Source organism: Exiguobacterium sp. E4787, assembly GCF_018618375.1.
In the GTDB taxonomy this organism is placed as follows: domain Bacteria; phylum Bacillota; class Bacilli; order Exiguobacteriales; family Exiguobacteriaceae; genus Exiguobacterium; species Exiguobacterium chiriqhucha.
Genome location: NZ_JACSLY010000006.1, coordinates 75572 through 95772 on the forward strand (window position 1 = coordinate 75572; position 20201 = coordinate 95772).

General features: G+C 51.6%; 22 protein-coding genes. 5 read left to right on the forward strand and 17 right to left on the reverse strand.

The genetic code is table 11. The features are described from left to right. The first annotated feature begins 123 nt into the window (after nt 1-123). Nucleotides 124-495: a DUF3221 domain-containing protein gene (locus tag KNP80_RS08510; RefSeq protein ID WP_214801642.1), complete on the forward strand. Its 372-nt coding sequence runs from the start codon at nt 124-126 to the stop codon at nt 493-495. Here KNP80_RS08510 and modB read toward each other — a convergent pair. The 6 genes from modB to KNP80_RS08540 all read right to left on the reverse strand — a co-directional run bounded on the left by modB (nt 492) and on the right by KNP80_RS08540 (nt 6647). After that, nucleotides 492-1133 carry a molybdate ABC transporter permease subunit gene (gene modB / locus KNP80_RS08515; protein WP_214801645.1) on the reverse strand — a complete coding sequence of 214 codons (642 nt, stop codon included), beginning with the start codon at nt 1131-1133 and terminating at the stop codon, nt 492-494. The two genes, KNP80_RS08510 and modB, sit on opposite strands and share 4 nt — an antisense overlap. After that, the gene (gene modA, locus KNP80_RS08520) at nt 1130-1861 is read right to left on the reverse strand and encodes a molybdate ABC transporter substrate-binding protein (protein ID WP_214832979.1); all 732 of its coding nucleotides are present in this window, start codon (nt 1859-1861) and stop codon (nt 1130-1132) included. Before modA ends, modB begins: the two co-directional genes overlap by 4 nt. A 106-nt stretch (nt 1862-1967) precedes the next feature. Then, a complete protein-coding gene (gene ric / locus KNP80_RS08525) occupies nt 1968-2675 on the reverse strand; it encodes an iron-sulfur cluster repair di-iron protein (protein ID WP_021068013.1) in 708 nt (235 codons plus the stop codon). Nucleotides 2676-2823: 148 nt separating this feature from the next. Further along, nucleotides 2824-4104, reverse strand: coding sequence for an isocitrate lyase (gene aceA / locus KNP80_RS08530; RefSeq protein ID WP_214830532.1), 1281 nt, complete (start codon nt 4102-4104; stop codon nt 2824-2826). Nucleotides 4105-4170: 66 nt separating this feature from the next. After that, on the reverse strand, nt 4171-4467 hold the full coding sequence (locus KNP80_RS08535) for a hypothetical protein (protein ID WP_021068011.1): 297 nt from the start codon (nt 4465-4467) through the stop codon (nt 4171-4173). Next, nucleotides 4464-6647 (reverse strand): malate synthase G, encoded by a 2184-nt coding sequence (locus KNP80_RS08540; RefSeq protein ID WP_214834509.1) that lies wholly within the window; start codon nt 6645-6647, stop codon nt 4464-4466. The genes KNP80_RS08535 and KNP80_RS08540 overlap by 4 nt, the downstream gene beginning before the upstream one ends. Nucleotides 6648-6828: 181 nt before the next feature. Here KNP80_RS08540 and KNP80_RS08545 point away from each other — a divergent pair, with 181 nt between their 5' ends. Both KNP80_RS08545 and KNP80_RS08550 read left to right on the forward strand, forming a co-directional pair. Further along, nucleotides 6829-7275, forward strand: a complete 447-nt coding sequence (locus tag KNP80_RS08545; protein ID WP_021068009.1) for a MarR family winged helix-turn-helix transcriptional regulator — start codon at nt 6829-6831, stop codon at nt 7273-7275. Beyond that, complete coding sequence (locus KNP80_RS08550) at nt 7272-7907, forward strand: nitroreductase family protein (RefSeq protein ID WP_214834511.1); 636 nt, start codon at nt 7272-7274, stop codon at nt 7905-7907. Before KNP80_RS08545 ends, KNP80_RS08550 begins: the two co-directional genes overlap by 4 nt. 36 nt (nt 7908-7943) lie before the next feature. On the opposite strand, the gene KNP80_RS08555 is transcribed toward KNP80_RS08550, so the two are convergent. The 9 genes from KNP80_RS08555 to KNP80_RS08595 all read right to left on the reverse strand — a co-directional run bounded on the left by KNP80_RS08555 (nt 7944) and on the right by KNP80_RS08595 (nt 15195). Further along, entirely contained in the window at nt 7944-8606 is a 663-nt protein-coding gene (locus tag KNP80_RS08555; protein WP_214801658.1) for an NAD(P)H-dependent oxidoreductase, read from the reverse strand. Nucleotides 8607-8623: 17 nt separating this feature from the next. Continuing rightward, nucleotides 8624-9235, reverse strand: a complete 612-nt coding sequence (locus KNP80_RS08560; protein ID WP_058765356.1) for a class I SAM-dependent methyltransferase — start codon at nt 9233-9235, stop codon at nt 8624-8626. Next, complete coding sequence (locus KNP80_RS08565; RefSeq protein WP_214834513.1) at nt 9232-10239, reverse strand: ABC transporter permease; 1008 nt, start codon at nt 10237-10239, stop codon at nt 9232-9234. The genes KNP80_RS08560 and KNP80_RS08565 overlap by 4 nt, the downstream gene beginning before the upstream one ends. Continuing rightward, entirely contained in the window at nt 10236-10910 is a 675-nt protein-coding gene (locus tag KNP80_RS08570; protein WP_214834515.1) for an ABC transporter ATP-binding protein, read from the reverse strand. The genes KNP80_RS08565 and KNP80_RS08570 overlap by 4 nt, the downstream gene beginning before the upstream one ends. Nucleotides 10911-10949: 39 nt before the next feature. Continuing rightward, nucleotides 10950-11678: a GntR family transcriptional regulator gene (locus KNP80_RS08575; protein ID WP_021068003.1), complete on the reverse strand. Its 729-nt coding sequence runs from the start codon at nt 11676-11678 to the stop codon at nt 10950-10952. An 80-nt stretch (nt 11679-11758) separates the two neighbouring features. Continuing rightward, a complete protein-coding gene (locus KNP80_RS08580; protein WP_214832989.1) occupies nt 11759-13183 on the reverse strand; it encodes a glycoside hydrolase family 1 protein in 1425 nt (474 codons plus the stop codon). A gap of 32 nt (nt 13184-13215) precedes the next feature. After that, nucleotides 13216-14526 carry a PTS cellobiose transporter subunit IIC gene (gene celB / locus KNP80_RS08585; protein ID WP_058765536.1) on the reverse strand — a complete coding sequence of 437 codons (1311 nt, stop codon included), beginning with the start codon at nt 14524-14526 and terminating at the stop codon, nt 13216-13218. A gap of 23 nt (nt 14527-14549) precedes the next feature. Further along, nucleotides 14550-14894, reverse strand: a complete 345-nt coding sequence (locus KNP80_RS08590) for a PTS sugar transporter subunit IIA (RefSeq protein ID WP_214832991.1) — start codon at nt 14892-14894, stop codon at nt 14550-14552. Nucleotides 14895-14898: 4 nt separating this feature from the next. Further along, a complete protein-coding gene (locus KNP80_RS08595; RefSeq protein WP_021067999.1) occupies nt 14899-15195 on the reverse strand; it encodes a PTS sugar transporter subunit IIB in 297 nt (98 codons plus the stop codon). A 141-nt stretch (nt 15196-15336) separates the two neighbouring features. On the opposite strand from KNP80_RS08595, the gene KNP80_RS08600 reads away from it, so the two are divergent. Both KNP80_RS08600 and KNP80_RS08605 read left to right on the forward strand, forming a co-directional pair. Next, on the forward strand, nt 15337-17121 hold the full coding sequence (locus KNP80_RS08600; protein WP_214801670.1) for a type I phosphomannose isomerase catalytic subunit: 1785 nt from the start codon (nt 15337-15339) through the stop codon (nt 17119-17121). Between the two features lie 16 nt (nt 17122-17137). After that, on the forward strand, nt 17138-18010 hold the full coding sequence (locus KNP80_RS08605) for an ROK family protein (protein ID WP_214801673.1): 873 nt from the start codon (nt 17138-17140) through the stop codon (nt 18008-18010). 40 nt (nt 18011-18050) lie between these two features. Here the strand turns inward: KNP80_RS08605 and KNP80_RS08610 are convergent, their stop codons facing one another. After that, the gene (locus tag KNP80_RS08610) at nt 18051-18545 is read right to left on the reverse strand and encodes a hypothetical protein (protein WP_214801676.1); all 495 of its coding nucleotides are present in this window, start codon (nt 18543-18545) and stop codon (nt 18051-18053) included. After that, nucleotides 18542-20059, reverse strand: a complete 1518-nt coding sequence (locus KNP80_RS08615; RefSeq protein WP_214832997.1) for a sensor domain-containing diguanylate cyclase — start codon at nt 20057-20059, stop codon at nt 18542-18544. The genes KNP80_RS08610 and KNP80_RS08615 overlap by 4 nt, the downstream gene beginning before the upstream one ends. Between the last annotated feature and the right edge of the window lie 142 nt (nt 20060-20201).

Below are 20201 nucleotides of genomic sequence, written 5' to 3' on the forward strand. Positions count from 1 at the left end.
CTTCTCTTTCCGAGCGACTTCATAGTTTCATCATAAAGATGACATCTCGACTTAACTGTTACTTTTTTCACAGATAAGCGATTCGAGACGTGACAGAATAATGAACGAAGGAGGCGTTCCCTTATGAAATCATCATTCAAAATCATGTTATTTCTCGCCATCGCAGCCATGCTTGTCGTCTTTTCCATCGGGTTTGTCTTCGCTAACCGGGCGACGACCGAGCCAGACGTCGAAGGATATGTGATTGAAGTGAATGAGTTTGACCGCACCGCTCTCGTCATCAGTGGTATCACTGCAGAAGAGGCCACGCTCTCTCCTGACACTCTTTTCGCGCAAAGTGAACCGGAAGACGTAAGTTGGTTCAAGTTTCAAGTGAAAGCCACGTTCGAACAAATCGCTGTCGGGGACCACGTCCACATTTGGAAAAAGACCGGCCCAAGTATCTTAAATACTCCGAACCGGTCTTATGTGAAAAAAGTCGACGTGATTGACTAATATTGACGTTTGCCATAACGTTCACTCAGCCATAGGACTAAAAACGCCAAACCAACCAACCATCCGCTCCAGACGAGTGCCTGGGTCATATCACCGTTGATTGTCGCCATATAAATCGCAGTAGCGAGTGTCATCGTCTCGCCCGGAATGTTCCCGGCAATCATCATCGTGATCCCGAACTCGCCGATTGACCGTGCGAAACCGAGGACGAAGCCGCTCGTCAACGCGGGTAGCAGCAGTGGAATCGTCACGTAAGTGAACAGTTGACGCTCTGACCCGCCGAGCACGCGTCCGGCCTCATACCATTCTGCATCGAGTTGTTTGAGCCCGAGACGAATTGTTTGGTAGATGAGCGGAAACGCGGCCAAGGCGGACGCGATGACGTTCGCCTGTTTGGTGAACAAGATGGTGACGGGCAAGAACCCACCGATCCCGTTGTTCCCAAGGACAATCAAAGCGTATAGCCCGATGACTGTCGGCGGCAAGATAAGCGGCAGTAAAAACACTGTCTCCAGCAGCCGCTTTCCTTTAAATTGACGGTGATGCATGAAATAGGCCGCTCCGAAGGCAAGGACGAAGGCGCTCACCGTCGCCATCATCCCGACTTCGAATGTGAGTTGAAGTGGAGATTGCGTCATTTGGAAAATCCTTTCGCCAAAAAGTGAGCTTGAATCTCATCATCAAACAAACGCGCATAGATATCGCGGACGTATGGATCATGCGTTAAGCGAACTGCCGGATACGAAATCGCACCCGTCGCTTCAAACGGGACCGACTGAATCGACTCGATGGCCGTCGTGAGTTCCGTTTTATAAACGAATCCCGCATTGGCGTCACCTTGTTCGATGAGCGTCAGCACTTGTCTCACGTTTTGGGCGAACATGACTCGCGGCTCCACTTCCTCCCACACATCTTCCCCTTCGAGCGCCACTTTTGCGTAACGACCGGCCGGGACATTGATCGGATCACCGATGACGATGCGAGCACATGTATTTAAGTCGTCCCACGTCTCCGCGCACGGTTTCCCTTTCGGTGTTACGAGCCACAATTCGTTATGCAAGAACATATCCCGCTCTAGAATCGGGATTTGTAATCGGTCGACATCGTCAACGCTCGCGGCTAAAAAGATATCTGCCGGAGACCCGTGATTGATTTGTGCTCGCAAAGCGCCGCTCCCGTTCGTCACGACCCGAACATCAATCCCCTCGAATTCCGCTTCAAGTTGTCGCTCGATCTCTTCCAAAGCCGGTCCTAAGCTCGCCGCTGCTAGGATGGTCACGGTGTCCTCCGAATCTGAACTCGACCAGACTTGACTTAGTAATAAGGCGACTGCCATCCCTATGATGACTCCACTCACCCGTTTCATGATTGATCACTCCTTTGCTTCTCTTTTATCGTAGCGATTGCTTCGCCTCCCATCTGTATCAAACGTCACAAAAATACACCCCTACGTCAGTAGAGGTGTGCCCTTATTAAGCGAACGTGCGCGCCCGCGGGAATAAAATGTTGTTCTCGAGATGAATATGTTCGAACGTATCCGATTCGAGCGCTTCTAACCGTTGATAGACAAGACGATACGTCCCACACGCACCTTCAGGCGGCGTATAGTCGTTCGTGATGTGCCGAAGCTCTTTCAAGATGTCACCCGCTGCTGCATGTTCTGACTCGAGCGAAGCCAAAATGTCATCAAGCTCCCGTCTCGTTTCAGCTGTCGGTGCCGTCTCATGACGAAGCAACGTCGGGAAGTCTTCCGTCTCTTCTTTGACGATATGTTGTTCAAGTTCCACTTTCAATTGATTGAACAATTGGTGAATGCGACCGAGGTGCGGATGATTTTGTCCGTGAACCCGGAACACTTTTGTCACATATGGTGTGAGCTGAGGCAATTCGTCCGTCAAAAACTGGTGATGCTTATAAATGATGTGCTCAATCAATTCCGAAGAAGAAGCGGCATCCCAATCGATGCTCTTCTCGTTCATCTCTTGCTTGCGTTGATAGAGCGCATTGACTTCTTCTAAAATATCTTCTGTCGACCGTTTCGATTTGTCAGTCGCTTCAGCGAGTGGTCGGTTGCCACCACAACAAAAATCGATTCGGTTCCGTTTGAAGATGTCTGCTGCTTGCGGGCATTGTTTGACGATTTCAGATACGTGCGTATCGCCCGTGAATGTCTGTGTCATCTGTCATAACCTCCATATTCGTTTTGACATGTTTAGCGTAGCAAGAGTTTGACGACAAAAATGTGAAATACGTCACATTTAGGTGAACGGGATTGCCTCGTTCCAAATTTGGACACAAAACAGCCCCTCATTTTGTGAGGGGCGTCGATTAATGGGAAGGCGTTTCAAACTGCTCTGCCTCTGTCGATCCGGCCAGTGCCGTCGTCGACGACTGGCCTCCAGAAATGACGAGTGACACTTCATCAAAGTACCCGGTCCCAACTTCGCGCTGGTGACGTGTCGCCGTATAGCCATGCTGCTCCGCCGAGAATTCAGCTTGCTGCAACTCGGAATAGGCAGCCATCCCGCGGGCTTTGTATCCGCGTGCGAGTTCGAACATTCCGAAGTTGAGCGAGTGGAAGCCAGCGAGCGTGACGAATTGGAACTTGTACCCCATCGCACCGATCTCTTGTTGGAATGTTGCGATTTCCTCGTCCGACAGCTTCTTCTTCCAGTTGAACGAAGGTGAGCAGTTGTAAGCAAGCAGTTTGCCCGGATATTTCGCGTGAATCGCATTTGCGAATTGGCGTGCCTCGTCCAAATCGGGCTCGGACGTCTCGCACCAGACGAGGTCAGCGTACGGTGCGTAGGCAAGACCACGCGCGATTGCCTGCTCGATGCCTGCCTCGGTGCGGTAAAACCCTTCCGGTGTCCGGTCACCGACGATGAACGGATGGTCGATTGGGTCGATGTCGCTCGTAATCAAATTCGCCGCGTGAGCATCCGTCCGGGCGACGATAATCGTCGACACCCCCATGACGTCTGCCGCGAGCCGAGCGGCAATCAAGTTTTTCACGGCCGTCTGTGTCGGTAGCAACACTTTCCCGCCGAGATGTCCGCACTTCTTCTCTGACGACAATTGATCCTCAAGATGGACACCGGCCGCCCCCGCCTCAATCATCGCCTTCGTCAGTTCGAACACGTTGAGCACACCGCCGAAACCGGCCTCCATGTCAGCGACAATCGGGGCGAACCAATGCGTATCGCCTTTTCCTTCCGCCGTTTGGATTTGGTCGGCGCGTTGAAGCGCCTGATTGATCCGTTTGACGACGCTCGGCACCGAATTGGCCGGATACAGGCTTTGATCCGGATACATATGTCCCGACAAGTTCGCGTCGGCGGCAACTTGCCAACCGCTCAAATAGATGGCCTCAAGACCAGCCTTTACTTGCTGGATAGCCTGGTTCCCCGTTAACGCCCCGAGCGCGTGGACGTAGTCCCGCTCGTGGAGTAACTCCCATAACCGTTCCGCTCCTTTTGTCGCGAGCGTATGTTCAATTAACACCGACCCCCGAAGTCGCATCACGTCTACCACTCCGTATGGACGTTCGACCCCAATAAATCGTTCCGACTGTATCATTTCCTCAACTTGTGCGCGTTGTTCGTTCATACCCATTCCTCCTGTATTATATTAATTTTAGATTTAATCATTTGTTATATAACAAGTGGTGCATGATTAATCCAAGTATGCGCAGCACTCAAGCGCCGACTTGAAGGATGAGTGTTCCATGCCGCAGCAGCGACAGACGTTCTCTTCATCACGTTCTTCCGGTTTGCGGAACACGACGACTTCTTCGACTGGCTCTCTCATGATTTGGAGCGATCCGTCGGCCCGGTCTAGGACGAGGCGCATCAAATCGTTCCCGTAGACGAACGCCGTGTTCGCGAGCGTCGCTGTCGATTCCCCTGAGATGATTCGACGGACGACCCAACGTTCAATTAACTGTTCGCTTTCGATTTTTTTCGTTGTCATAATGATGCTCCTCCTTTTAAGTTCGGTTCTAATGTCACTTGTTGTAAAAACTGTCGACGGCGCCGGTGCAAAATCGGTTCCGTATATCCATTCGGCGATTCGCCGCCTTCGAATACTAAATCTCGCGCCGCTTGATAGGCGATCGAACGCTCCACGTCAGGCGTCATCGGGCGATAGTACGGGTCCGACGCGTTTTGCGCGTCGACGACACCGGCCATCCGGACGAGCGTCGCTTCCACTTGCTCTCGACTACAGACGCCATGATACAACCAGTTGGCCACGTGCTGACTCGAGATGCGGAGCGTCGCCCGGTCTTCCATTAAGCCGACATGATGAATATCGGGCACTTTCGAGCAGCCGACACCTTGTTCGACCCAACGGACGACATACCCGAGTAAGCCTTGCAAGTTATTCTCGAGCTCCTCGTTCACGTCTTCGTCCGTGTAGTCTCGCGTGGCGAGTGGGATTTCAAGCAACCGACTCCGTTCCATCACATGATCGAACGAACGAGCGGCCACTTCACGTTGGACGTCAAAGGCGTCGACTTGATGGTAATGGAGTGCATGAAGCGTGGCGGCCGTCGGTGATGGGACCCAGGCCGTCGTCGCCCCGGACCGGACATGGTTGATTTTTTCGCGCATCATCTCGCCCATACGGTCCGGCATGGCCCACATTCCTTTCCCGATTTGTCCGCTTCGATGGAATCCGGCGTCGAGTCCGCACCGGACGTTCGACCGCTCATACGCGTCGAGCCAAGCCGAGGCTTTCATCTCACCTTTTCGGCGCATCGGTCCGAGCGTGAGCGAGGAGTGAATCTCATCCCCGGTCCGGTCGAGGAAGCCTGTATTGATAAAGACGATGCGCTCTTTCACTCGTTCAATGCAGTTCTTTAGATTGAGCGACGTCCGACGCTCCTCGTCCATCACACCAACTTTAATCGTGTGACGCGGCAGCTCGAGCACGTCTTCAATCGCGTCGAACAAATCGTTCGTGAAGGCGACTTCTTTCGAGCCATGCATTTTCGGTTTGACGATATAGATCGAACGTTCGCGAGAATTGTGTCTAGCGTCGAGATGACGGCTCGAGATGAGCGCTGTGAAAATCCCGTCCAGGATGCCTTCCGGCACTTCACGCCCTGCCTCATCAAGCATCAAATCCGTCGTCATCAAGTGTCCGACGTTGCGAATGAACAAGAGTGACCGTCCCGGTAGCGTGACTTCACGTCCTTCCGGTCCGATATAATGCCGGTCCGGGTTCAATTTCCGTGTGAGTCGTCTCCCGCCTTTCATGAATGTCGCCTCGAGTGTTCCGTCCATGAGACCGAGCCAGTTCGAGTAGAGCTGGACTTTCTCTTCGGCGCACACGGCCGCGACCGAGTCCTCACAGTCGATGATGGCCGATAACGCTGATTCGAGCTCGATATCGACAAGTCCCGCTCGATCTGTTTTTCCGATTGGATGGTTCCGGTCAAACTTCAGCTCGACGTGAATCCCGTTGTGGACGAGCAGGAGCTTCTTCGGATCACTTGCCTCCCCGACATAGCCGACGAGACAATCGTCTTGGAACGCGATGCGGTTCCCTTCGATGATGGCGTACGGCCTGCCCTCTGACACGAGATAGCCGTCCGTTTCCTCATGTGAGCCTTCCCCGAGCGGAAACGTATTGTCGAGAAACTGTTTGGCGTAGGCGATGACCTTCGCCCCCCGTTCCGGATTATATCCAGCCGTCGGCTCCTCGTCCGTGTCGATGACGTCCGTTCCGTACAAGGCGTCGTACAAGCTGCCCCAGCGAGCATTCGCCGCGTTCAACGCATAGCGCGCATTATCGAGCGGGACGACGAGCTGTGGCCCGGCCTGTATAATCTCTGAGTCGACGTTCGTGACGTCGATTGTAAAATCGGGAACGATTGGCTCGATGTAGTGGATGTCTTGCAAGAACGCCTCGTATCGATGTTGCTCGAAGGTCGGACCATGTTCCTTGTACCAGTCCTGTAACAGTCGTTCATATGCTACTCGTTCTTCCAGCAATGCTTCGTTCCGCTCCGTGAAGTCGTCTAGAATTTGACCGACCCCCACCCAAAACTGTTGCCGGGAAGCCTCTTCGGGCAATACCCGCTGCGCAATCAAGTTGACGAGTGCACGATGGACACGATATGTGCCAATCCTTACGTATTGTTCCAATCCGTCACATCCTTTCGAATAATTGTTATATATCAGTTGAATATAATATAGACTATTATATAACAGTTTGACAACAGTTTTTTTGAATCTTTTTATTTGCCTTCTCTCTTCAAACCGATTAGGATGAATTGTGTGACCTATCAATGATTGATTTATCAATTAGTTTTAAGGAGGATGTCTCATGCGCGACGCCTGTTCGCTCAGCGACGAAATCCTTTACCACGTCATCACCGTACAAAAAGAACTCGCCCAACTGTTCGATACGGAAATGGACGGACTCAGTTCGACCCGCTTCGATATTTTAAGCAACCTGCATCACGTCGGACCGTTACGGCAACGTGAATTGCAACAACGGGTCGGCGTCGACCATGCCGCCATCACGCGTCACTTAAAACAGCTTGAGACACAGGGCTTAATCACGCGCGAACGATGTCTTCAAGACAATCGGGTCATCTTTGTCGATTTGACGGATGACGGTCGTGAGCGGATTGCACATTGGACCGAGCAAAAGAAGTGCTTATCGGACCGACTTTTTGTAAACATGAAGGTAGAGGATCAACAACAGCTACTCGAATTGCTAAATACATTACAAACCAACATTCAACACGAAAGGAAGACCCTTATATGAACACGACTACACAAAAAGACTTTATGGAGATCGTCAAAGGACGCCGCTCGATTCGCGTATACGATGAGAATGTCAAAATCTCGAAAGAAGATATGACACAAATCTTGGAGGAAGCGACGACGGCTCCGTCTTCACTTAACTTACAACCTTGGCGCTTCGTCGTCATCGATAGCGCGGAAGGCAAAGACACGCTCCTCCCGCTCGCAAGCTTCAACAAACGCCAAGTCGAGACGTCATCTGCCGTCATCGCCATCTTCGCCGATTATCAAATGGCCGATTACACAGAAGAGATTTTCGATACGGCCGTTGAACGTGGCCTCATGCCGCCAGACGTCCGCGACCGTCAAGTCGATATGATTACAGGCATCTTCAAAGATGCACCGAAAGAGTCAATCAAAGACAGTATCTTGCTCGACTCAGGCCTCGTCGCGATGCAGCTCATGCTCGTCGCCCGCGCCCACGGCTATGACACGAACCCGATTGGTGGCTATGACAAAGCGAACATCGCGGAAGCGTTCGGCCTCGAAAAAGAGCGCTACCTTCCGGTCATGCTCCTCTCAATCGGAAAAGCCGCGGAAGACGGTTACCAATCAGTCCGCTTCCCAATCGACCGCATCACAGACTGGAAATAAGAAAAAGCTCAAACGCCGAGGCGCTTGAGCTTTTTTTCATCCGATGTATTTGACGACCTCGTTGAAGTCACGGCGTGTCTTCGGCGCGAAGTCACGGGCCCGATGTCCGAACGCGACCATGACCGAGAGCGACCAAGCGCCTCGTTCCATGACACCTTCTGAAATCAACAATTCGTCAATATCTGCTTGATTGAACCCTTCAATCGGGCATGAGTCGACACCGATTTGGGCAGCAGCCGTCATCATGTTGCCGAGCGGAATGTACGTCTGACGTTTAATCCACTCTTGGAACACACGCTCGTCGTCCAACAATCGATAATCTTGTTCTTGGAACTCACGGACACGCTTCACACGGAGGGCATATTCGTCTTCCGTCCGCCCTTGGACGTCCGTGACGACGTGACGGATATAGTCCGAATCATATCGCATCGCTTCAGGCGTCCGCGCCAAAATCAACACGAAATGACTTGCCGTCAACGCTTGTCCTTGTGCACCCCAAGCATGGTCTTTAATCTTTTGGAGCAAGTCTTCGCGACGAACGACGACGAACTGCCACGGCTCGAAACCGAACGAACTCGGTGACAAACGGCCCGTCTCCAAGATGAACTCGAAATCTTCCTCATCGATTTTTCGGTCCGCATCGAACTCTTTCGTCGCTTGACGCCAACGATACGCGTCTAAAATATCTTCTTTTTTCACGATTTTCCACTCCCCATTCACCAAGATGACTCCATCATATCAAAACGATAAATGAGAAAGCGCTCATGAAGATTCTTCAATGGTAATCGGACATCCTGCACGTAGCGAAACGGCGTCTCATCGTTCAAAAAATGTAAGTACTCATCGGCCGGATAATAGAGGATGAGGTCGACCGGGCGCGGTGTGCGCTCGACCGAGTCGATAATATTCGCGACTACCTGCCGGAACACGTTCACCGAGAACGGGTTGAAGAAATAAAAGCGGTTCGCCTCAGCCGGCACCTCAAACTGTTCGGCGTAGCCGCGGACGAGCTGAACACTGCCACGCGTCCGATGTTTCTTGGCATAGTTCATCCAATTCTCGAGCGCCGCCTCGTGGAAGCCGCCGTCCATCTCGACACCGATGGCCCGGACCCGGAACGTATAGGCGAGATAAAACGGAAGCCGCCCCTTCCCCGAACCGAAATCTACGACCGTGTCCGTTGCGGCGAGCGGATAGGCGTCACGCAACAAGTCGAGCGCCTCATAAGGAGTCGGTTCATAGCGATGGTATTCAGCCGAGGCCGGGAACCCTTGTTGCGGTTTCGCCGTCTCGATTTGAAGCAATCGTTCATAATCTTGTTCAGTCATAAATCTGTCCTTTCTTGGATGGCGCGGAAAAACGGATGACGCTCCATCTCTTGTTTGAACGCCTGTCGTTCTTGCCACATCACATAGCCGACATAGAGCGGGATGAGCAACTTGAACCAGCTCGGCACGAGGAACATCCCCGTGACGGCAAGCGGGATGAGACGCAACCATAAGTTCCGGTGACGCGGCGTCCGTATATAGAGTAAGATGGCCGACGTACGCCGGGCGGTCCCGAACCGATTCGGTCTCGGTCGATAGAGCGGGCGCTTGCGCCGACTCGGCTTCTCGATTGCGCCCGACGTTGATAATAAGGCCCGGTCAAAGGCGGTACGCAGCGCCTCACTACGTTCGAGTTCTTGACTAAGATATGGGTGGCGTGACAGCCATCCTTCTCCGATATACATCGCAAATGCAACGAGGCCGCTGCCGAGGACGACCGCCCCTAAAGGCGAGTCGCTGAGGAGCGCATACATACAAACGAACGTCACACACGTGACCGTAACTCGTAACATCCAATGGCTGCGCCGGACTGTCAACTGATAACGGATCCACGTATGAATCCCGGTCAAAAACAGGAGGCTGATCCCAAATGCGGATATGGAGACAACGGGCCAACCGTCAAGCCAAAGCACGGGGATGAATGCCAATAGGACAAAGAGGAGCGTTGAACCTAGTTTGATGGCGTAATAAAACAACGAATCGTGCTTCAATCTGTGAATCAAAGAACGTTTGGCGATCAGCGTCACGTCCGCCCGTTCGATCCAGACGAAAAACTGATTTCTGAGTAGTACGATTCCAATTCCAAGCGCCCAAACGAACATCGGTACTTGGCTCACCCATCTAAACTCACCTTGCCAAAGCAATCGGTATTGATATCCGAGAAAGATGGCGAACGGAATGACTCCGTAAAGAACGACTGTCCAATCCAAAATGAGCCGCCACGTCTTCCACTGCTTGGTCATATGGACTCGAATACGTCTAGCAAACAGCTGATGTTCATTCATCGCATGACCACATCTTCCATCATGTCAAACAGTGACTTGCCTTCGGTTTGAAGGCTGAGACGCAATTCATCTTTCGTCCCACTTGCGAGCATGCGTCCGTCATCGATCCAGACGAAGCGGTCGCATAACCGCTCTGCCGTGTCGAGGACGTGGGTGACGAGAAGCACCCCGGTGCCTTGACGACGTTCCGCTTCAAGTAAACGAAGCAACTGAATCGTCGTCGTCGCGTCGAGTCCGACGAACGGCTCATCGACAAGGAGAAACTTCGCTTCTTGGATGAGCGCCAAAAGAATCATCGCTTTTTGCTTCATTCCTTTTGAGAACGAGGCGATATAGTCGTGCCGGACCGTCTCGAGCCGAAACAACCGGATCAGTTCTTCCGTCCGCTCACGATTGTCAACATCCGTCAATTCCAACACGAGAGCGATATGTTCCTCGAGCGTCAAATAATCATAGTAAACCGGTTGCTCGGGGATATAGGCGTAGCGGTCGATTTTCACCGTTCCACGCATCCACGGGATTGTTCCGGTGAGACAGGCGAGCGTCGTGCTCTTCCCGGCCCCGTTCGACCCAATCATCCCAACGATTTCGCCCGGTCGGACCTCAAATTCGATGTCCTCAATGACCGACTCACCGCGTTCATACCCGGCTTGTTCAATGTAAACGTCCATTCGAACCTCCTTCGCAAAAAGTCGCCTTTTCCGGCGACGTCATCGAACGATATTGACCGAAGAGAAAACGAACTTGTCATAGCGGTGCCGGGCGAATGAATATTCGAATGGCTTCCCGTTACTCAAGTAAACGACTTGTTCGACTTCAATGATTGGGTCGGTAATGTCATTCTTCAAGTAACGTTGGTCGTACTCGTCAGGCTTGTCGGCTCGAATCATCTTGTGTGAACTCGTGATTGTATAACCGAGCTCCTGTTGGATGTAACTATAGACCGACTTCTCTAAAATTTTACGCGACAGTCCTGTAATTAGATTGGCGACCATGTACGTCAATTCGATGACATACGGCTCTTCGTCCACATAGCGGACACGACGAATCTCATAGACTGGTTCCGTCAGCTCAATCATCAAATGGTCAGCGACTTCCTGGGTCGGGAACTTCACTTCAAAATCGAGCACTTCACTGCGCAAACTGCGGTCGCCGATGACTTGCGTCAATCCTCTCGTCTCTTTACTGATGATGTTGATGCGTTCTTTTTGGAAACTGGCCGGCAAGATGAACGTCCCTTTGCCACGCTTCCGATAAATCAAGCCTTCCATCACGAGAATCTCGAGAGCACGCTTCATCGTCATACGGCTGACACCAAATTCTTCTGCCAATTGAATCTCATCTGGGAGCGGTGTTTCGAGTTCATAAGCCTGTTCATTGATCCGATGCCGAATCTCATCCGCAATCGATTCATATTTTGGTTTTTTCTTTGTAGACATATTCCACCTCATGTATAGACATATACAAATAATATATCAAAAAAAGCTGACAAAGAGTAGGTCCTTGTCAGCTTTTCCTATTATTCTGTAAATCCATGATTGGTAATCACTTGTTTGAACCAGTGACCAGACTTTTTAACGGTCCGCTCTTGGGTCGCCAAGTCGACACCGACGAACCCATAGCGGTTCTTATAGGCGTTGCTCCATGACCAGTTGTCCATGAACGTCCATAAATGGTACCCTTTCACGTTCGCACCTTCTTCGAGCGCCCGATGCGTCCATTTCAAATGCTCGCGAATGAAATCGATCCGGTAGTCGTCTTGGACGCTGCCGTCGGTGTCACGGTAACGTTCTTCCCCTTCAACGCCCATCCCGTTCTCAGAAATGAAACACGGGATGTTGCCATAGTTGTCTTTCAAGTTGATCAAGATGTCATAGACGCCCTGCTCATAAATTTCCCAACCACGATACGGGTTCATCTTGCGACCCGGCATCTCATAGAAGTCGAACAAATTCTCGGGTAGGAACGGCGCATCAGGATTCGGAAGCGACGCCTTTGCCTTGACCCGACGCGGTTGATAGTAGTTGATGCCAAGGAGGTCGATCGTATTCGCCCGAATAAGATCCAAGTCGCCCGGCTGCATCTCCGGCATCGCGCCTTGTTCCTGTAACACGTCGATGAGTTCTTTAGGGAACGTCCCGAGCACGGACGGGTCCAAGAACGAGCGGTTGAAGATGGCGTCGGCCAAGCGCGACGCCTTCAGATCGGCCGGATGTTGACTGCGCGGATACGACGGTGTCAAATTCAGGATGATCCCGATTTGACCGGGTTGTCCCTGCTTCCGATACGCCTGGATAGCGAGCGCGCTCGATAAGATCGAATGGTAAGCGACTTGAACGGCACGCTTGAAATCGACGACGTTCGGATAGTGGAAATCGTACAAGTAGCCGCCTTCGACCGGTACAATCGGTTCGTTATGGGTGAACCATGTCATCACACGGTCTCCGAAAAGTTCGAAACACGTCTTCGCGAACTGTACGTAAGCGTCGACGACGTCACGTGATTCCCAACCGCCTCGGTCTTGAAGCGCCATCGGCATGTCGAAGTGATACAAGTTGATGAACGGCTCGATGTCATGATCGATGAGGCAATTGATCACATTGTTATAGAACGTGATCGCCTCTTCATTCACCTCACCGACGCCTTCTGGGAATAGACGTGACCACGAGATTGAGAAACGAAACGTGTTATGTCCGAGCTCCTTCATGAGTGCGATGTCTTGCTCGTACAAATGATAGAAGTTAGACGCCTCCGTCGCGCTGACGCCATTGAAGAATCGGTTCGGCTGTTGCATATACCAATAATCCCAAATATTTAAGCCTTTGCCTCCCTCAAAAGCCGCACCTTCCATTTGCGTCGCCGAAGAGGCCGTCCCCCACCAAAAATCGGTCGGGAATTGATACGTCACTGCTGCTGATGTTTTCGTTTCTGTCGGGTTCGTCATAAACTTTCTCTCCCTTATTCTCTATTTCTCATTCATACCGCTTCGTCTTTATGGTTAGCGGCTTCTTCCTGTTCTTTCTTCAAGTTCAAACGGTCAATAAATTTAAGGAATGGGAACCAGACCGCCAAGATGATCAAGAAGTTGACGAGTTGTAGCAATCCGCCGGCAAGTGAGTTCGTTGCCATCATCCCGCTGATGAACATCGGGACGGTCCAAGGTACCGCGACCCCTGTCGGCGGCGGGACGAGCCCTGTCGACATTGCAAAGTAAGTGACTGTGACCGTGATGAGTGGGGCGACAATCCACGGAATCATGATGAGCGGGTTCATGACGATCGGCAGACCGAAAATGACCGGTTCGTTGACGTTAAAAATCCCTGGTCCGAGTGACAGTTTTCCGATTTGTTTCAACTGCTTCGATTTCAAGAACAACAAAATCGCTACGATGACGGCAAGCGTCGAGCCGGAGCCACCAAGGCCGACCGTATAGATTTCGACGAACTGTTTACTTATGATGTTCGGCACATCTCCGGTCGCCGTGTACGCGTTCAAGTTTTCAAGCGACAACGTATTCCAAATCGGATCCATGACCGAGTTGACGATGACTTGTCCGTGCAACCCGAAGAACCAGAACAATTGGACGAAGAAGATGGCGATCAACGTTGGGACGAGACCGTTACCCAATTTAACGAGCGGCTGTTGCACGACGTTGAAGATGACGTCATGTAAGTTCGTATTGAACAAGCTCGTCACACCGATGTTGAGGAGCAAGAAGACCGTGAGCGTCAACAAGGCCGGAACGAGCGCCGAGAACGACTTCGCAACCGCCGGCGGTACGCCATCCGGCATTTTGATCGTCCAGTTCTTTTGAACGACGAATCGATAAATCTCACCTGAGAGGAAACCTGTAATCATGGCGAGGAACATTCCTTTGGCGCCAAGACGATCGAGCGGGAGGACGTTACCGACCGCTTCTGTCATTCCTTCGACTTCAATGAGGAACGGTGTCAACAAGAGGAACGATACGAGCGAAATCGCCCCACCGAAGACGGCTTCGACGTTGTAACTTTTCGAAAGATAATAGCCAATACCGAAAACGACGAAGATTGACATGATTCCCATCGTGGCCGATGGGGCGTTACCGAGTGACGATTTGAACGCATTCAGCGTCCCTTCCGACATGAACTTGTCTAAGAACGGCAAGTTGGCAATAACGACGACGATTGAACCGAACATGGTAATCGGGAACGCGAGCATGAACGCATCCCGTAAGACTTGCAAATACCGACTGTTGTTCAAGTAAGTCGCCATCGGCATGAGCAACTTGCTGATCAATAAGAACATTTTGTTGTCCTGTGACATAGGATTCACCCTTCTTGATTAGGATTTACAATCTTTTGCTCCATCATTTCAATCAGACCTGCCGTCAAATCTAGCATCGTCTGAGTCGACATGAGATGGTCTTCGGCGTGAAGGAGCAACAGTGACATGTCCGTCTTCTCCCCGTTCGCCTCTTTTTGAATTTGGCTAAAGTGCGTCTGATGCGCTTCTTTTAACTGTTCACGTGCTGTCGCTAGCTGCGCTTCAAACGCTTCGTAGGAACCCTTCTTATACGTTTGGATTGCTTCTTGAATCGTGCTCCGAGCGTTCCCGCTATGCAAAATCATCATGAACGCCATCTGTTCTAACGTTAACTCTTCCGTTCCTTCCATGACCTCACCCCATCAATTTGATTGCTTGCTCATACGCTGCTTTCCCATTCGCCGTTCCGTAGGCCATCATGTCGATGACTTCGACCGGCTTTGATGTTTGCGCTTTCAATTTGTCGAGCAAAAAGCGCATTTGCGGTCCGATGAGGATGACGTCCGCCTCTTCCATCTCCTTACCAACCTGGTCTTGACCGACTGCCCAAATTTTCGCTTCGTCCCCGATTGACGCCGCGTGCTGTTGCATTTTCGTGACGAGCAGGCTCGTCGACATTCCTGAACTACAAGCAAGTAATACCTTCTTCATGTTCGATCACTCCTTTTTTGAAATCGTTTACAACTTTTATTATACACATGATTAATTTCATGTCTATACTTGATTTAAAGTTTGTTTAGTTTTTAAATTTAAAAGTGTATACGATAATAAATGAGAGTGAGGGAATTGACGATGAAAATCATCCCGTTACAGCCGCATTATCAATATCGTCTTTGGGGAGGCGACCGCTTAAAGCGTTTTGGTTTTTATTTTGATGAAGTCTCGATTGGCGAAGCATGGACCGCCTCGGCGTTGCCGCAAGGCAGTTCCGTCGTGTCTGCTGGCCCTTACGCGGGGACGCCACTAGGCGAACTGTACAACACGCATCGTGAACTATTCGGTATCGATGCTTCGGTATTTCCATTGTTAATCAAGTGGATTGATCCGAACGATGATTTATCGATTCAAGTCCATCCTGATGACGAGTTGGCGCAGTCGCTCGAGGGTCAACCGTATGGAAAGAATGAATGCTGGTACATCCTCGACGCGCCAGAAGGGGGAGAAATCATCTACGGGCATACGTTCGAGTCGAAAGAGACGTTACAACAGGCGCTCGAGGCTGGTGATGTCATGTCCGGTTTAATTCGAAGACCTGTCAGCCGCGGCGATTTTTTGTACGTGCCGGCCGGGACTGTCCACGCTTTGACGAAAGACGTATCTGTTCTCGAGATTCAACAAAGTTCGGATACGACGTACCGTCTCTATGATTACGGACGCACTGAACCGACGACGGGCCGCACACGTGATCTCCACGTCAATCAAGGTACCCTTGCCTCCTTTGCACCCCATCTCGACTATGTGGAACATGTCCTGTCACTGAATCATTTCCGGACGCAGTTGACGCGCAATCCGTATTTCTTTGTCGAAAAATGGACGATCGAACGCGAAGAATCCGTCTCGACGGACACGTTCCGTTTGCTCTCGGTCGTCGATGGGACACTTGAGATTGACGGTTCGTCCTTCGATATTGGTGCGACGTTGCTTTTGCCAGCGGGTCAGTCATTTCAGTTGGACGGAACGGCCACGTGCCTCGTCACCGGCGTATCCTCTCCAACGAAACAAAAAGCCCGCATCGGCATCGATTTGGGCGGCACAAACACACGAATCGCCGTCGTGTCGACAGAAGGGCGACTCGAGAAACAATATAAGTTGAAGACACAGCCACACCTTGAGCTCGACACCTTGTTGAACCAAATCAAGCTTGCCGTCGAACGATTCCAACTCGAATATGACATCACGCACGTCGGCATCGCGGCTCCTGGTCCGCTCGACTTAAAACGAGGTGCGTTCTTGACCCCGCCGAACCTCCCGAACTGGCACCATCAGACGATCGTGGAGCCGCTATGCACTCTGCTCGGCCTACCTGTCACGTTAGAGAATGATGCCAATGCGGCGGCACTCGCTGAAGCGAAGTTCGGGGCTGGTCGTCATGTCGACTCCGTCTTTTACGTCACGGTCAGCACAGGTATTGGCGGCGGCTTCGTCTATAAGCAAAATTTGATTAGTGGGGCTCATGGTAGCGCCGGAGAAGTCGGCAATATGATTATTCGTACGGACGGACCAACACATCCGACGCTGAACGTCGGAGCGCTTGAGACGCATGCGAGTGGAACGGCACTTCACGAACGTGCCCGCACTAAAGGAATGACTGATTCGATGACGCTTTTGACAGACGAAATCGAACGCAACACGTTCGTCGAGGATTTAGCGACCGGTCTCGCCAATATCATCCACACGGTCGATCCTGACGTCATCATTCTTGGAGGAGGCGTGACGGCTTCGGCTCCGTTATACTGGAATCAGTTACAAGACGCGGTCGCGATGCGAGTATACCCTCATTTGAGAGGAGCGACCCCCCTCGTCCTGCAGCAACTGCATGGCGACGCTGGCGTCATCGGGGCCGCATTCTTGCCATAAGGAGTGGAAACAAGACATGCAACATTATTTAGCCATCGATATTGGTGGTACTAGTATCAAATACGGAGTCGTCCAAGCCGACGGCAACCTCCTGTCGAACAAACACGTCCCAACCCCAGCGACGTGGGACGGCCTGCTTGATCACGTCGATGTGATTTTTAACGAAGCTAACGTCGAGGCCCCACTCGACGGAATCGCCTTCAGTGCGCCCGGCTCCGTCGATTCGACGACCGGTGTGATTCATGGCATCAGCGCATTGCCTTATATCCACAATCGTCCGTTTCTACAGCCGTTCGAAGACCGTTACGACTTACCGGTCACCGTCTTGAACGATGCCAATGCGGCAGCACTTGCAGAAGGATGGAATGGTGCGGCCGCATCCGTGAAACGCTATGCGACCGTGGTCATCGGAACCGGCATCGGTGGAGCGTTCGTCGACTCGAACGTCCTTATGGTCGGGTCGCACTTCCACGGCGGTGAGTACGGGTACTGGATTTTGGACCCGAACTTACCTCATCCTGACGGAACATGGAGCGCCATCGGCTCGACGGCCGTCCTCGTCAAGCGTTGCAGCGAACAGCTCGGTCGTCCACTCACCGGAAAAGATGTGTTCGCGCTTCAAACCGATCCGGTCATCCAAACGGAATTGGAGCGCTTCTATCGCTGGAACGCGATTGGCATGTACAATCTCCAATTCGGGCTCGACCCGGATCTGATTTTAATCGGTGGTGGCATCAGTCGCCGTCCGGAAGTCCGGGACGGGATTAAACGACACTTGGATGCGCTCTGTGACGCGTTCGGCACGTTCCGCATCGACATCGAGACGTGTGCCCATTTCAACGAGGCCAACTTGATTGGTGCCGCACGGTTTCACATGTTAGCGCAGTAAAAAAAAGGGTTTCCATCACGAATCTGTGATGGAAACCCTTTTATTTTGCGAGGCGATCTTCATGGAGTTGATGATACACCTCGTCTCGAATCGCTGCGAGCGTACGATCATGGACAATCATATGCTCCCGAATCGTCCGGTTAACGCGTTCATTAATCTTGCCGGCCTCCAAGTGTCGATCCAACACGGGAAGGCTGAAGTCGTCAATCGGCAAATAGGCGATAGCAATCACGACTGACCCTGACTTCACCGAGACTTGCACGCCGTTCACTTCTGGAAAGAAATAAGATTCATAATACGGTTCGACGACCAGTTCTGATTTCCCCGCATCTCGGACTTCTGGAATCGTCGTCGGCAACGCGATGAAATATACCATTTGATCGAACGAGAACGAGACGTCTTTCAATGAGACGCCGAGCGCCGCAGCATGTCGTCTCGCTAACTTACCTGTCACGAAACGATAACACGGCTGACTCGTCAATAAGATTGAACCGATAAAGGCGACGGTCATAATCATGACACTGAATTCGGTCAAAGCGGCACCCCTTCCCAACGACAAACTTGGTTTTTCCCTTTTGATTTGGCTATATAGAGGGCTTGATCGGCACACTCAATCAACTGTTCAAGGGACTGTTCATGAAGGGTGTGCTTTGAAGCGACGCCGAAGCTTAGCGTCAACTGTCCACCCGGTTGTCGTTCTCCGTTCATAAAGTTCGTTCCGAGCACGGCGCTGCGGATTGTCTCCGCCACCTGTGCTGCCTCGACCTCGTCATACTGCGGCAATAGCACGACAAACTCTTCGCCACCGAACCGATACGCCATCTGTTCATCCGGCACGCTCCGTCGAATGACGCTCGCGAGTCGCGTGAGTAACTCATTTCCAGCCAAGTGACCATTCGTGTCGTTGAAGTGCTTGAAATGATCGATATCCATGACAATTAGTGACAGCTCGTCCGTTTCGCACTCCCGGAACAAGACGTCCAAATCTTGTTCGAATGAGCGATGGTTTTTAAGACGCGTCAAGCCGTCACGAAGTGCTAATGTCTCGATGCGCTGGTACAACATCGTTTGATGGAGCGCGAGCGAGGCTTGCTCCGCAATCGGACGGACGCTATCAATTTTTTGAGGGGTAATCGGCTTTTTATTGACGACGTTATCGATGACAAGGAGTCCGTAAGGAATGCCTTGATGGTGAAGCGGGAAAATCGTACACTCATCCATTTGTAAATCGGTATGTAGCATCCGCAGCACCGGGTCATCGGTGATGCTCGCGTAGACATGGAGCGGTCGTCCTGAATCGAGTGTCTGTTTGAACAGGTGGTTGCCATGAAACGGGATCGTCATCTTCCGAATCCGTTCGTTCAACTGTTCATCGTGCGTCGAGTCCGTCTCCTTCTCATCAATCAGTCCTTGGAGGTCATAATGTTGGCGCGTAATTTCTTCCCAAATTTGAAAGCCGTCTTCTGGATTCATAGGTCCTGTCCCCATCACTCCGTAAATGCTATCTTTTTCCAAATCCGCAAAGAAGATGATTGAACGGTTAAACCCGAGCCCGTGCCCCGCCGTCACCGATGTCAAAATTGTTTGCAGCAACCGATCCGGATCGAGCGTGTCTTGCATTGTAAAACTGACTTCCCGAAACACGTTCAATTGACGAGAACTTGCCGTCAACATCCGTAACCGTCCCGATCGCTCACGCTTCAACTGTTTGACATAGCCGAAGAGCAACGCCGCACCTAGTCCGAAAAAGATATAACTGAGTAACAACGGGAACGACAACGTTCCCGATTGGCTGTACACCAAAATCCAACCGACCAGAATGGCCGTCACCATGCCCTTCCAGTGAAAACAGACGAGTCCCGTCACAATCAACAACAGTACGGACCAATGTAAATCATAAAAGTCGAACAACACCCCGTGCCAAATCACGACGAGACTGCTCGTCCCGGCGAGCAGCCAGCGATTCAGGGCGGGGGTCGTCATCAACCGGAGGACGTTGAGGACGATGGTGATTAGGACGGTACCGCCAATCAATAAGCCATAAACCATGGTTACCCCTCGTTTCATCGATTCATCTATACTTTTGATTATAAATCGAATCTTCGAAGGCGGGACCGAATTCGCCCAATCACTGACCAAACTTTTAACTTCCTTGAAGTATTTTCCATAAGATGTCGAACGTCTTCATCCC

Excerpts from the sequence above, each read along its gene's own strand:
- KNP80_RS08510 (WP_214801642.1), top strand. The coding sequence starts at position 124 with ATGAAATCATCATTCAAAATCATGTTATTTCTCGCCATCGCAGCCATG.
- modB (WP_214801645.1), bottom strand. The coding sequence starts at position 1,133 with ATGACGCAATCTCCACTTCAACTCACATTCGAAGTCGGGATGATGGCG.
- modA (WP_214832979.1), bottom strand. The coding sequence starts at position 1,861 with ATGAAACGGGTGAGTGGAGTCATCATAGGGATGGCAGTCGCCTTATTA.
- ric (WP_021068013.1), bottom strand. The coding sequence starts at position 2,675 with ATGACACAGACATTCACGGGCGATACGCACGTATCTGAAATCGTCAAA.
- aceA (WP_214830532.1), bottom strand. The coding sequence starts at position 4,104 with ATGAACGAACAACGCGCACAAGTTGAGGAAATGATACAGTCGGAACGA.
- KNP80_RS08535 (WP_021068011.1), bottom strand. The coding sequence starts at position 4,467 with ATGACAACGAAAAAAATCGAAAGCGAACAGTTAATTGAACGTTGGGTC.
- KNP80_RS08545 (WP_021068009.1), top strand. The coding sequence starts at position 6,829 with ATGCGCGACGCCTGTTCGCTCAGCGACGAAATCCTTTACCACGTCATC.
- KNP80_RS08550 (WP_214834511.1), top strand. The coding sequence starts at position 7,272 with ATGAACACGACTACACAAAAAGACTTTATGGAGATCGTCAAAGGACGC.
- KNP80_RS08560 (WP_058765356.1), bottom strand. The coding sequence starts at position 9,235 with ATGACTGAACAAGATTATGAACGATTGCTTCAAATCGAGACGGCGAAA.
- KNP80_RS08565 (WP_214834513.1), bottom strand. The coding sequence starts at position 10,239 with ATGAATGAACATCAGCTGTTTGCTAGACGTATTCGAGTCCATATGACC.
- KNP80_RS08570 (WP_214834515.1), bottom strand. The coding sequence starts at position 10,910 with ATGGACGTTTACATTGAACAAGCCGGGTATGAACGCGGTGAGTCGGTC.
- KNP80_RS08575 (WP_021068003.1), bottom strand. The coding sequence starts at position 11,678 with ATGTCTACAAAGAAAAAACCAAAATATGAATCGATTGCGGATGAGATT.
- KNP80_RS08580 (WP_214832989.1), bottom strand. The coding sequence starts at position 13,183 with ATGACGAACCCGACAGAAACGAAAACATCAGCAGCAGTGACGTATCAA.
- celB (WP_058765536.1), bottom strand. The coding sequence starts at position 14,526 with ATGTTCTTATTGATCAGCAAGTTGCTCATGCCGATGGCGACTTACTTG.
- KNP80_RS08590 (WP_214832991.1), bottom strand. The coding sequence starts at position 14,894 with ATGGAAGGAACGGAAGAGTTAACGTTAGAACAGATGGCGTTCATGATG.
- KNP80_RS08595 (WP_021067999.1), bottom strand. The coding sequence starts at position 15,195 with ATGAAGAAGGTATTACTTGCTTGTAGTTCAGGAATGTCGACGAGCCTG.
- KNP80_RS08600 (WP_214801670.1), top strand. The coding sequence starts at position 15,337 with ATGAAAATCATCCCGTTACAGCCGCATTATCAATATCGTCTTTGGGGA.
- KNP80_RS08605 (WP_214801673.1), top strand. The coding sequence starts at position 17,138 with ATGCAACATTATTTAGCCATCGATATTGGTGGTACTAGTATCAAATAC.
- KNP80_RS08615 (WP_214832997.1), bottom strand. The coding sequence starts at position 20,059 with ATGGTTTATGGCTTATTGATTGGCGGTACCGTCCTAATCACCATCGTC.